Source organism: Thermocatellispora tengchongensis, from assembly GCF_014202315.1.
Classification (GTDB): Bacteria; Actinomycetota; Actinomycetes; order Streptosporangiales; family Streptosporangiaceae; genus Thermocatellispora; species Thermocatellispora tengchongensis.
Map to the genome: position 1 here is coordinate 89705 of NZ_JACHGN010000018.1, position 13539 is coordinate 103243.

Here is a 13539-nt window from a genome sequence, read left to right on the forward strand (position 1 = left end):
ATGCACGAAAAGAAGATTGAACAGGAGCCCACGATGGCATCGTCCACGGAAGAGCTGATTGCCGCACTGCGGGGATCGCTGGTCGACAACGAGCGTCTGCGGCGTCAGAACAAGCGCTTCATCGCGGCATTGAGCGAGCCGATCGCGATTGTCGGGATGGGTTGTCGATTCCCGGGTGGTGTCCGTGCCCCGGAAGATTTCTGGGAGCTCCTGGTTTCGGGTACGGACGCCGTGTCGGCTTTTCCGGTGGATCGAGGCTGGGACAGCGGCATGCTGGGTGCGCCGGGATTCGACGGCGCGATGTCATCCGCGGCTCAGGGAGGGTTCATTCACGACGCGGGTGATTTCGATCCGGGTTTCTTCGGGATCAGTCCGCGTGAGGCGCTGGCGATGGACCCGCAGCAGCGGTTGCTGCTGGAGACGTCATGGGAGGCGTTGGAGCGGGCGGGAATCGATCCGCGGTCGTTGCGCGGCAGCCAGACCGGGGTGTTCGCCGGGGGGACGCCCACCGGGTACGGCGCCGGCCTGGAAGGCAGCGGCTCGGAGGGATACGTGCTGACCGGTACCTCCGGCGCCGTGATCTCCGGACGGGTCTCGTACGTGCTGGGTCTGGAGGGGCCGTCGGTGACGGTGGACACGGCGTGTTCATCGTCGCTGGTGGCCCTGCATCTGGCGCTGCAGTCGCTGCGGTCGGGGGAGTCCACGCTGGCACTCGCCGGCGGCGTGACGGTGATGGCGACGCCCGTGGGATTCGCGGCGTTCGCCGAGCAGCAAGGGCTGGCCTCCGACGGCCGGTGCAAGTCGTTCGGGGCCGGGGCGGACGGCACGGGCTGGGGCGAGGGAGCCGCCATCCTGGTGCTGGAGCGGTTGTCGGACGCGCGCCGGCACGGGCATCGCGTACTGGCGGTGGTGCGCGGCAGCGCGGTGAACCAGGATGGCGCGTCGAACGGATTGTCGGCGCCGAACGGCCCCTCGCAGCAGCGGGTGATCCGGGCGGCGCTGGCCAGCGCCCGGTTGTCCACCTCGGACGTGGACGTCGTCGAGGCGCACGGCACCGGCACGGTGCTGGGTGACCCGATCGAGGCGCAGGCGCTGCTGGCCACCTACGGTCAGGACCGGCCGGAGGACCGGCCGTTGTGGCTGGGATCGGTGAAGTCGAACATCGCGCACACCCAGGCCGCGGCGGGCGCGGCCGGGGTCGTCAAGATGGTGCTGGCCCTGCAACACGGCATGCTGCCGAAGTCCTTGCACTCACAAGAGCCCTCCCCGCACGTGGACTGGAGTGCCGGTCACGTCCGGCTGCTGTCGGAGCCGGTGCCGTGGCCGGCGGGCGACAGCCCGCGGCGGGCGGGCGTGTCGGCGTTCGGGATCAGCGGCACCAACGCCCACGTGATCATCGAGGAGGCGCCCCCAGCCGGCTCCGGCGGCCGGCGCGAGGGCCAGGATTCTCAAGACGACGTCGCGGCCGACTCGGCCGCGACGCCCGACGGGTCCCCCCGGGTGCTGACGGGGACCCCTCCCGCCTGGCTGGTCTCCGGGCACACCGAAGCGGCCCTGGCGGCCCAGGCGGCGCGGCTGGCGAGCCTCGTACAACAGGGCGCGGGCCTGGACCCGGTGGACGTGGCCTGGTCGCTCGCGACGACGCGGTCGACCTTCGAACACCGGGCCGTCGTGCTGGGCGCCGACGCGGACGAGTTGGTGTCGGGCGTGGCGGCGCTGGCCGCCGGCGATCCGGCGGCAGGAGTGATCTCGGGCGTGGTCCCGGCGGGCCGGGTGGGCCGGGTGGGCTTCGTGTTCGCGGGGCAGGGCGCGCAGCGGGCCGGTATGGGCCGTGAGTTGTATGAGGCCAGTCCGGTGTTCGCGGCGGCGTTCGATGAGGCGTGCGCCCTGCTGGAGGCCGAGCTGGGTCTGGCGGTCCGGGACGTGGTCCTGGGGGCCGGGGACGACAGCGCCGGGTCCGCCCGCGCGGACCAGACCCTGTTCGCGCAGACCGGCCTGTTCGCTGTGGAGGTGGGTCTGGTCGCGCTGCTGGCCGCGGCCGGGATCGTCCCGGACGTGGTGGCCGGTCATTCGGTCGGTGAGATCGCGGCGGCGTATGCGGCCGGGGTGTTGACCCTGCAGGATGCCTGCCGGTTGGTGGCGAACCGGGCGCGGTTGATGCAGGACCTGCCGTCCGGTGGGGCGATGGCGGCGATCGGGGCGAGCGAGGCCGAGGTCCTGGCGGAGCTGGCCGGGGTGGAGGGGGTGTCCCTGGCGGCGGTGAACGGCCCGTCGTCGGTGGTGATCTCGGGTGAGGCCGCCGCTGTGGAGCGGGTGGTCGAGGAGTGGCGGGGCCGGGGCCGGCGGGTGCGGCGGCTGCGGGTGAGCCATGCCTTCCATTCGGCGTTGATGGATCCGGTGCTGGATGAGCTGGGTGAGGTGGCTGCGGGTCTGGCGTATGCGTCGCCGTCGGTGACGTGGGTCGGGGCGTTGTCGGGTGAGGTGGTGACGGCGCCGGAGGCGGGGTACTGGCCGGAGCAGGCGCGTGGTGCGGTCCGGTTCGCCGATGCGGTGACCACGATGGCGGGTCTTGGGGTCTCGGTGTTCATCGAGATCGGCCCGGACGGAACCCTTTCGGGGATGGGCGCGTCGGCTCTGGAGTCGGATGCGCGCTTCATCCCGATGCTGAACCCGAGCGTCCCGGCGGCCGACGCGGTGCTGACCGGCCTGGCCAAGGCCCATGTCGAGGGGGTGACGGTCGACTGGGCGGCCGTACTGGAGCCCGGACAGCAGGTTGACCTGCCCACCTACGCGTTCCAGCGGCAGCGGTTCTGGCCGCAGAGTTCGCAGACGCCGGCCGGGCGGCCTCAGATCGGCAGCGGGACGGAGGCGGAGGCGCAGTTCTGGGCGGCGGTGGAGCGCGGCGATGTGGCCGGGCTGGCCGGTGCCCTGGAGGTGGACGCGCAGCGGCCGTTCAGTGAGGTGCTGCCGGTGCTGGCCTCGTGGCGGCAGCGGGAGCGTGAGGAGGCGCGGGCGGCCGATGTCCGCTACCGGATCTCGTGGGCACCGGTCGCCGATCCGCCGGTGTCCCGCCTGGCGGGGACCTGGCTGGTGGTGGCGGGTCCGTCGGGTGTGGATCTGGCCGCGGAGTGTGTCCGGGCGCTGAGTGCTCGGGGAGCGGATGCGGTCGTGGTGCCGGTCGCCGCGGAGGATGTCTCGCGGGAGGTGCTGGCGGGGCGGATCGGTGAGGTGGCCGGGGACGGCCGGGTGGCCGGGGTGTTGTCGTTGCTGGCGTTGGAGGAGGCGCCGCTGCCCGATCACCCCTATGTGGCGTCGGGTCTGGCCGGATCGGTGGGCCTGGTGCAGGCCCTGGGAGATGCGGGGGTTGACGCGCCGCTGTGGATGGTCACCCAGGGCGCGGTGGCCGCCGGTGCGCGGGAGTTTGTGTCGCGTCCGGTGCAGGCCCAGGTTCTGGGGCTGGGCCGGGTTCTGGCGATGGAGAGTCCGGATCGGTGGGGCGGGCTGGTCGATCTGCCGGTGGTGTTCGACGGGCGGGCTGCGGGCCGGCTGGTGGGTGTGCTGGCCGGGTGTGGTGAGGATCAGGTCGCGATCCGTGCCGCGGGGATCTTCGGTCGGCGGTTGGTGAGGGCTCCTCGTCCGGTGGGTGCGCCCGAGTCGGCGGTGCGGGATTCCTTCGCGCGGGGCACGGTGTTGGTGACCGGTGGTACCGGCGCGCTGGGCGGGCGTGTCGGGGTGTGGCTGGCCGAGCGTGGCGCGGCGCGGGTGGTGTTGTGGAGCCGGTCGGGTCCGGGCGCGGCGGGGATCGCCGCTCTGGCCGCGCGGATGGCCGCCGCGGGGACGGCGGTCGCGGTCATGGCGGGTGACGTGGCCCGCAAGGACGAGGTGGCCGGGCTGCTGGGGTGGATCGCGGCGGATGGTCCGGCGTTGGCCGGGGTGATGCATACCGCGGGTGTGCTGGATGACGGGGTGCTGGACCGGATGAGCCCGGCCCGGCTGGGCAATGTGCTCGCGGCCAAGGCGGGCGGGGCGGTTCATCTCGATGAGCTGACGGCGCATCTGAATCTGTCGGCGTTCGTGCTGTTCTCTTCCGCGGCGGCGACGTTCGGCGCCGGCGGTCAGGGTAACTATGCGGCGGCGAACGCGTTCTTGGACGCGCTGGCGGACAATCGGCGTGGTCGTGGCCTGGCCGCGACGTCGGTGGCGTGGGGGGCGTGGGCCGGCGGTGGTATGGCCCAGTCCGCGACGGTGGAGCAGCGGATCGGCAGCGGGCCGACCAGGGCCCTGGACCCGGATCTGGCGCTGCAGGTGCTGGGGCAGGCGCTGGAGGACGGTGAGGCCGGCCTGACGGTGTCGGATATCGACTGGTCCCAGATCGCCATGGGCCTGAGTGATCCGGAGCAGGTGCCGTTCCTTCGAGAACTGCCCGACATCCGGGCGCTCGTTCCCGCCGGCGGTGCCGTTGTGGCGGAGTCCCGGCCTGCGGGTGAGCTGGCGGTGCGGCTGGTGGGTCGTCCGTCGGAGGAGCAGGAGGAGATCCTCACCGAGCTGGTCCGTGCGGAGGCGGCGGCCGTGCTGCATCACCCGTCTCCGGAGGCGATCGAGGCCGACCGGGCCTTCAGCGATGTCGGCTTCGACTCCCTGACCGCGGTCGAGCTGCGCAATCGGCTTTCCGCCCTTGGTGGAGTCCGGCTCCCGGCGACGTTGATCTTCGACTATCCGACCCCGGCTCAACTGGCGCGGTACCTGCGATCGGAATTCCTGGGTGATGCGGCCGATGTTCCGGCCGCCGCCGCTACGCCTGCAGTGGCGGTGGTGGATGGCGACCCGATCGCGATCGTCGGGATGGGCTGCCGCTACCCCGGTGGCGTGCGCAGTCCGGAGCAGTTGTGGGAGTTGGTGGTCTCCGGGACGGACGCGGTATCCGGTTTCCCGGTGGATCGGGGCTGGGACATCGGCATGCTCGATGGCGCGGCCTTGTCCGCGGCGCAGGGTGGGTTCTTGTATGACGCGGGTGAGTTCGATCCGGGGTTCTTCGGGATCAGTCCGCGTGAGGCGCTGGCGATGGATCCGCAGCAGCGGTTGCTGCTGGAGACCTCGTGGGAGGCGCTGGAGCGGGCCGGGATCCAGCCGCGGTCGCTGCGGGGCAGTCAGACCGGCGTGTTCGCCGGTGGCACTCCGACCGGGTATGGCGTGGGGCTGGAAGGCAGTGGTTCGGAGAGTTTCCTGCTGACCGGTACCGCGGGTGCGGTGCTGTCGGGCCGGGTGTCCTACGTCCTGGGCCTGGAGGGGCCGTCGGTGACGGTGGACACGGCATGCTCCTCGTCGCTGGTGACGTTGCATTTGGCGGCGCAGGCGTTGCGGGCGGGGGAGTGTTCGCTGGCGTTGGCCAGTGGGGTGACGGTGATGGCGACGCCGGCGGCGTTCGCGGCGTTCGCCGAGCAGCAGGGCCTGGCCTCGGATGGGCGGTGCAAGTCGTTCGCGGCGGGTGCGGATGGCACCGGGTGGGCCGAGGGCGTGGGCGTGCTGGTGCTGGAGCGGTTGTCGGATGCGCGGCGTAATGGGCATCCGGTGCTGGCGGTGGTGGCCGGTAGCGCGGTCAACCAGGACGGGGCGTCGAATGGCCTGACGGCGCCGAACGGTCCTGCCCAGCAGCGGGTGATCCGGGCGGCGCTGGCCAGTGCCCGGCTGTCGGCCGCCGATGTGGACGTGGTGGAGGCGCACGGCACCGGCACGGTGCTGGGTGACCCGATCGAGGCGCAGGCGTTGCTGGCGACCTATGGTCAGGGCCGGCCGGAGGATCGGCCGTTGTGGCTGGGGTCGGTGAAGTCCAACATCGCGCACACTCAGGCGGCGGCGGGTGCGGCCGGGGTGATGAAGATGGTGCTGGCGATGCAGCACGGCCTGCTGCCGAAGTCCTTGCATGCTGATGAGCCGTCGCCGCATGTGGACTGGACGGCGGGGAACATCCGGTTGCTGGCCGAGCCGCAGGAGTGGCCGGCGGATGGTCGTCCGCGGCGGGCGGGTGTGTCCTCGTTCGGGATCAGCGGCACCAACGCGCATGTGATCATTGAGGAAGCGCCCGAGCCGGTGGCGGAGGATGCGATCGGTGAGGGCTTGCCCGGCGGCATGCCCGCGGAGAATGCGCCGGTGCCGGTGCTGGCGGGCGGGCCGCTGATGTGGCTGGTGTCGGGACGATCGGCGCAGGCGCTGGCCGGGCAGGCGGGCCGGTTGGTGACCCATGTGGCCGGTCATCCGGAGCTGGATCCGGGTGATGTGGCCTGGTCGCTGGCGACCACTCGGTCGACCTTCGAGCATCGCGCGGCGGTGTGGGGTGGCGATCGCGGCGAGCTGGTGAGTGGTCTGGAGGCGGTGTCGGCAGGCCGGTCGGTGAGGCGGGCGGTCTCGGGTGCGGCTCCTGCCGGTGGGCCGGGCCGGGTCGGGTTCGTGTTCGCGGGGCAGGGCGCGCAGCGGGCCGGGATGGGCCGTGAGTTGTATGAGGCGTCTCCGGTGTTCGCGGCGGCGTTCGATGAGGCGTGCGCCCTGCTGGAGGCCGAGCTGGATGTGGCGGTCCGGGACGTGGTCCTGGGGGCCGGGGACGACAGCGCCGGACTCGATCGTGCGGACCAGACCCTGTTCGCCCAGACCGGCCTGTTCGCCGTGGAGGTGGGCCTGGTCGCGCTGCTGGCCGCGGCTGGGATCGTGCCGGACGTGGTGGCCGGTCATTCGGTGGGTGAGATCGCGGCGGCGTATGCGGCCGGGGTGTTGACCTTGCAGGATGCGTGCCGGCTGGTGGCGAACCGGGCCCGGTTGATGCAGGACCTGCCGTCGGGTGGGGCGATGGCCGCGATCGGGGCGAGTGAGGCCGAGATCGCCCCCGCGTTGGGGGATGAGCCGGGGGTGTCGCTGGCGGCGGTGAACGGTCCGTCGTCGGTGGTGATCTCGGGTGAGGCCGCCGCCGTTGAGCGCATCGCTGAACAGTGGCGGGGCCGGGGTCGGCGGGTGCGGCGGCTGCGGGTGAGTCATGCCTTCCATTCGGCGCTCATGGACCCGGTGCTGGATGAGCTCGGCGAGGTGGCCGCCGGTTTGCAGCATGCGTCGCCGACGGTGACCTGGGTGGGAGCACTCTCGGGTGAGGTGGTGACGGCGCCGGAGGCGGGGTACTGGCCGGAGCAGGCGCGTGGTGCGGTCCGGTTCGCCGATGCGGTGGCGACGATGGCGGGTCTTGGGGTCTCGGTGTTCATCGAGATCGGCCCGGACGGAACCTTGTCGGGGATGGGTGCCTCGGTTCTCGACCAGGAGTTGGATGCGCGCTTCATTCCGGTGCTGAACCCGAGCGTCCCGGCGGCCGAGGCGGTGCTGGCCGGCCTGGCTCAGGCGCATGTTCAGGGTGTGAAGGTGGATTGGCCGGCGGTGTTGCCGGCCGGGCAGCGGGTTGATCTGCCGACGTATGCGTTCCAGCAGCAGCGGTTCTGGCCGGAGATCTCGCTGGCGCCGGGTGCCGGTGCGGGCGTGCTGTCGGCCGGTTCGGGGTCGGCGATGGAGGCGCAGTTCTGGGCGGCGGTGGAGCGCGGCGATGTGGCCGGGCTGGCCGGTGCCCTGGAGGTGGACGCGCAGCGGCCGTTCAGTGAGGTGCTGCCGGTGCTGGCCTCGTGGCGGCAGCGTGAGCGTGAGGAGGCACGGGCGGCCGATGTCCGCTACCGGATCTCGTGGGCACCGGTCGCCGATCCGCAGGTGTCCCGCCTGGCGGGGACCTGGCTGGTGGTGGCGGGTCCGTCGGGTGTGGATCTGGCCGCGGAGTGTGTCCGGGCGCTGGGTGCTCGGGGAGCGGATGCGGTCGTGGTGCCGGTCGCCGCGGAGGACGTCTCGCGGGAGGTACTGGCGGCGCGGATCGGTGAGGTGGCCGGGGACGGCCGGGTGGCCGGGGTGTTGTCGCTGCTGGCATTGGAGGAGGCGCCGCTGCCCGATCACCCCTATGTGGCGTCGGGTCTGGCCGGATCGGTGGGCCTGCTGCAGGCCCTGGGAGATGCCGGTATCGAGGCGCCGCTGTGGATGGTCACCCAGGGCGCGGTGGCCGCCGGTGCGCGGGAGTTTGTGTCGCGTCCGGTGCAGGCCCAGGTTCTGGGGCTGGGCCGGGTTCTGGCGATGGAGAGTCCGGATCGGTGGGGCGGCCTGGTAGACCTGCCGGAGACGTGGGACGCGCGGTCGGCGGGCCGGCTGGTGGGTGTGCTGGCCGGGTGTGGTGAGGACCAGGTCGCGATCCGTGCCGCCGGCATCTTCGGCCGGCGGCTGGTGCGGGCTCCTCGTCCGGTGGGTGCCCCCGATTCCACCGTCCGTGCCTCCTTCTCCCAGGGCACGGTGCTGGTGACCGGTGGTACCGGCGCGCTGGGCGGGCGTGTGGGGGTGTGGCTGGCCGAGCGTGGCGCCGCGCGGGTCGTGCTGTGGAGCCGCTCCGGCCCGGAGGCCGCGGGAATCTCCCGGCTGGCTGCGCGGATGGCCGCCGCCGGGACGGCCGTGGCGGTCATGGCGGGTGATGTGGCGAGCCGATCCGACGTGGCCGGGCTGCTGGGGTGGATCGCCGCGGACGGCCCGGCGCTGGCCGGGGTGATGCATACCGCGGGTGTGCTGGATGACGGGGTGCTGGACCGGATGAGCCCGGCCCGGCTGGGCAACGTGCTCGCGGCCAAGGCGGGCGGCGCGGTTCACCTCGATGAGCTGACGGCGGGTCTGGATCTGTCGGCGTTCGTGCTGTTCTCCTCCGCGGCGGCGACGTTCGGTGCCGGTGGGCAGGGCAACTACGCGGCGGCGAACGCGTTCCTGGACGCGCTGGCGGACAATCGGCGTGGTCGTGGCCTGGCCGCGACGTCGCTCGCCTGGGGGGCGTGGGCCGGCGGCGGTATGGCTCAGTCCGATGCGACGGTGGCGCGTCGGGTCGCCGGCGGGCCCAGTACTGCGCTGGACCCCGATGTTGCGTTGCAGGTGCTGGGGCAGGCGCTGGAGGACGGCGAGGTCGGCCTGACGGTGTCGGCCATCGACTGGTCCCAGATCGCCATGGGGCTGAGCGATCCGGAGCAGGTGCCGTTCCTGCGGGAGCTGCCCGACATCCGGGCGTTAGTCGCTGCGGGCGGTGCCGCTACTACCGAGTCCCGTACGGCCGGAGAACTGGCCGTACGGGTGGCGGGACGTCCGCTGGCCGAACAGCACGAGATCCTCACCGAGCTGGTTCGGTCCGAGGCGGCGGCGGTGCTGCATCACCCGACTCCGGAGGCGATCGAAGCCGACCGGGCCTTCAGCGATCTGGGTTTCGACTCTCTGACCGCGGTGGAGCTGCGCAATCGGCTCTCCGCTCTCGCGGGGGTGCGCCTGCCGGCGACGCTGATCTTCGATTATCCGACCCCGGCCCAGTTGGCGCGGCATCTGAGGTCGGAACTGCTCGGCGATGCGCCCGATGTTCCGGCCGTGCCTATGGCGACGGTGGTGGACGGCGACCCGATCGCGATCGTCGGGATGGGCTGCCGCTACCCCGGTGGCGTGCGCAGTCCGGAGCAGTTGTGGGAGCTGGTGGTCTCGGGGACGGATGCGGTGTCGGGTTTCCCGGTGGATCGGGGCTGGGACATCGGCATGCTCGATGGTGCCGCCTTGTCCGCGGCGCAGGGTGGGTTCTTGTATGACGCGGGTGAGTTCGATCCGGGGTTCTTCGGGATCAGCCCGCGTGAGGCGCTGGCGATGGATCCGCAGCAGCGGTTGCTGCTGGAGACCTCGTGGGAGGCGCTGGAGCGGGCCGGGATCCAGCCGCGGTCGCTGCGCGGCAGTCAGACCGGTGTGTTCGCCGGTGGGACCCCGACGGGGTATGGCGTGGGTCTGGAAGGCAGCGGTTCGGAGAGTTTCCTGCTGACGGGCACCTCAGGGGCGGTGCTGTCGGGCCGGGTGTCGTATGTGCTGGGTCTGGAGGGGCCGTCGGTGACGGTGGACACGGCGTGTTCGTCGTCGTTGGTGACGTTGCATTTGGCGGCGCAGGCGTTGCGGGCGGGGGAGTGTTCGCTGGCGTTGGCCAGTGGGGTGACGGTGATGGCGACGCCGGCGGCGTTCGCGGCGTTCGCCGAGCAGCAGGGCCTGGCCTCGGATGGGCGGTGCAAGTCGTTCGCGGCGGGTGCGGATGGCACCGGGTGGGCCGAGGGCGTGGGCGTGCTGGTGCTGGAGCGGTTGTCGGATGCGCGGCGTAATGGGCATCCGGTGCTGGCGGTGGTGGCCGGCAGCGCGATCAACCAGGACGGCGCGTCCAACGGCCTGACCGCGCCGAACGGACCCGCCCAGCAGCGGGTCATCCGGGCGGCGCTGGCCAACGCCCGGCTGTCCACCTCGGACGTGGATGTCGTGGAGGCGCACGGCACGGGCACGGTGCTGGGTGACCCGATCGAGGCGCAGGCGTTGCTGGCGACTTATGGTCAGGGCCGGCCGGAGGATCGGCCGCTGTGGCTGGGATCGGTGAAGTCCAACATCGCGCACACCCAGGCCGCGGCGGGTGCGGCCGGGGTGATGAAGATGGTGCTCGCGATGCAGCACGGTCTGCTGCCGAAGTCGTTGCATGCTGACGAGCCGTCGCCGCATGTGGACTGGACGGCGGGGAACATCCGGTTGCTGGCCGAGCCGCAGGAATGGCCCGCGGATGGCCGTCCGCGCCGGGCGGGTGTGTCCTCGTTCGGCATCAGCGGCACGAACGCGCACGTCATCATCGAGGAAGCACCCTCGCTCGTTCCGGAGCTGGAATCGGTGCCCGAGGGCGCGGATGCCGCCGACGAGGCGACGGCTCAGGACGTGCCGGTGCTGGCGGGCGGGCCGCTGATGTGGCTGGTGTCGGGACGATCGGCGCAGGCACTGGCCGCGCAGGCGGGCCGGCTGCTGAGCCACGTCGTCGCTCGCCCGGAGCTGGACCCGGCGGATGTCGCTTGGTCGCTGGCGACCACTCGGTCGATCTTTGAGCATCGCGCGGCGGTGTGGGGTGGCGATCGCGGCGAGCTGGTGAGTGGTCTGGAGGCGGTGTCGGCGGGCCGGTCGGTGGGCCGTGCGGTCTCGGGTGCGGCTCCTGCCGGTGGGCCGGGGCGGGTCGGGTTCGTGTTCGCGGGTCAGGGTGCGCAGCGGGCCGGGATGGGCCGTGAGTTGTATGAGGCCAGCCCGGTGTTCGCGGCGGCGTTTGATCGCGCTGCGGATCTGCTGGAGATCGAGCTGGGGGTTTCGGTCCGGGACGTGGTCCTGGGAGGCGTCGGGGACGATGGCGCCGGGCCGGAGCGTGCGGACCAGACTCTGTTCGCGCAGACGGGCCTGTTCGCCGTGGAGGTGGGTCTGGTCGCGCTGCTGGCCGCGGCCGGGATCGTCCCGGACGTGGTGGCGGGTCATTCGGTGGGTGAGATCGCGGCGGCGTATGCGGCCGGGGTGTTGACCCTGCGGGACGCCTGCCGGTTGGTGGCGAATCGGGCGCGGTTGATGCAGGACCTGCCGTCGGGTGGGGCGATGGCCGCGATCGGGGCGAGTGAGGCGGAGGTCCTGGCGGGGCTGGCCGGGGTGGAGGGGGTGTCGCTGGCGGCGGTGAACGGCCCGTCGTCGGTGGTCGTCTCTGGTGACGAGGCGGCGGTCGATGAGGTTGTGCGGGAGTGGCGGGAGCGGGGCCGGCGGGTGCGGCGGCTGCGGGTGAGCCATGCCTTCCATTCGGCGCTCATGGACCCGGTGCTGGATGAGCTCGGCGAGGTGGCCGCCGGTTTGCAGCATGCGTCGCCGACGGTGACCTGGGTGGGAGCACTCTCGGGCGAGGTGGTGACGGCGCCGGAGGCCGGGTACTGGCCGGAGCAGGCGCGTGGTGCGGTCCGGTTCGCGGACGCGGTGGCCACGATGGCCGGTCTCGGGGTCTCGGTGTTCATCGAGATCGGCCCGGACGGAACTCTGTCGGGGATGGGCCCGGCCACGCTCACCGAAGAGGTGCCGTTCATCCCGATGCTGAACCCGTCCCTGCCCGCGGCCGAGGCCGTGCTGGCCGCTCTGGCCCAGGCCCATGTTGTGGGGATGCCGGTCGACTGGGCGGCCGTACTGGAGCCTGGACAGCGGGTTGATCTGCCCACGTACGCGTTCCAGCAGCAGCGGTTCTGGCCGGAGATCTCGCTGGCACCCGGGGCTGGGGCGGGTGCGCTGCCGGCCGGTTCGGGGTCGGCGATGGAGGCGCAGTTCTGGGCGGCGGTCGAGCGTGGTGATGTGGCCGGTCTGGCCGGTGCTTTGGAGGTGGATGCCGGAAGCAGGCTCGACGAGGTGCTGCCGGTGCTGGCGTCGTGGCGGCAGCGTGAGCGTGAGGCGTCGGCGGTCGCGGATGTGCGGTACCGGGTCTCGTGGGTGCCGGTCGCCGATCCGGAGCCGACGCGCCTGACGGGGACCTGGCTGGTGGTGGCGGGCCCGTCGGGTGTGGATCTGGCCGCGGAGTGTGTCCGGGTGCTGGGTGCTCGGGGGGCGGATGCGGTCGTGGTGCCGGTCGCCGCGGAGGACGTTTCGCGGGAGGTGCTGGCGGGGCGGATCGGTGAGGTGGCCGGGGACGGCCGGGTGGCCGGGGTGTTGTCGTTGCTGGCGTTGGAGGAGGTGCCGCTGCCCGATCACGTGTTCGTGCCATCCGGTCTGGCTGGATCGGTGGGCTTGGTGCAGGCCCTGGGAGATGCCGGGGTTGACGCGCCGCTGTGGATGGTCACTCGGGGTGCGGTGGCTGCCGGTGCCCGGGAGTCGGTGTCGAGTCCGGTGCAGGCCCACGTCCTTGGATTGGGCCGGGTTCTGGCGATGGAGAGCCCGGACCGGTGGGGCGGCCTGGTAGACCTGCCGGTGGCGTTCGACACGCGGGCCGCGGCTCGGCTGGTGGGTGTGCTGGCCGGGTGTGGTGAGGACCAGGTCGCGATCCGTGCCGCCGGTATCTTCGGCCGGCGGTTGGTGCGGGCTCCTCGGCCGGTGGGTGCGCCCGAGTCGGCGGTGCGGGATTCCTTCTCCCGGGGCACGGTGCTGGTGACCGGCGGTACCGGGGCGCTGGGCGGGCGTGTCGGGGTGTGGCTGGCCGAGCGTGGCGCGGCGCGGGTGGTGTTGTGGAGCCGGTCGGGTCCGGGCGCGGCGGGAGTCGCCGGCCTGGCCGCGCGGATCGCCGCCGCCGGGACGGCCGTGGCGGTCATGGCGGGTGACGTGGCGAGCCGATCCGAGGTGGCCGGGCTGCTGGGGTGGATCGCCGCGGATGGTCCGGCGCTGGCGGGGGTGATGCATACCGCAGGTGTGCTGGATGACGGGGTGCTGGACCGGATGAGCCCGGCCCGGCTGGGGAATGTGCTCGCGGCCAAGGTGGGCGGGGCGGTTCATCTCGATGAGCTGACGGCGCATCTGGATCTGTCGGCGTTCGTGCTGTTCTCCTCGGCGGCGGCGACGTTCGGCGCCGGTGGTCAGGGTAACTACGCGGCGGCGAACGCGTTCCTGGACGCGCTGGCCGATAACCGGCGTGGTCGTGGCCTGGCCGCGACCTCGCTCGCCTGGGGG

1 protein-coding gene (running past one end of the window) is annotated in these 13539 nt (G+C 72.4%); it reads left to right on the forward strand.

Annotated features, from left to right (window positions below):
- Window positions 1-13539, forward strand: partial view of a type I polyketide synthase gene (locus HNP84_RS55475; protein WP_281396388.1) — the 5' portion only. The gene runs 23259 nt beyond the window's last position; only the first 13539 of its 36798 coding nucleotides appear in the window; the start codon lies at window positions 1-3; its stop codon lies beyond the right edge, outside the window.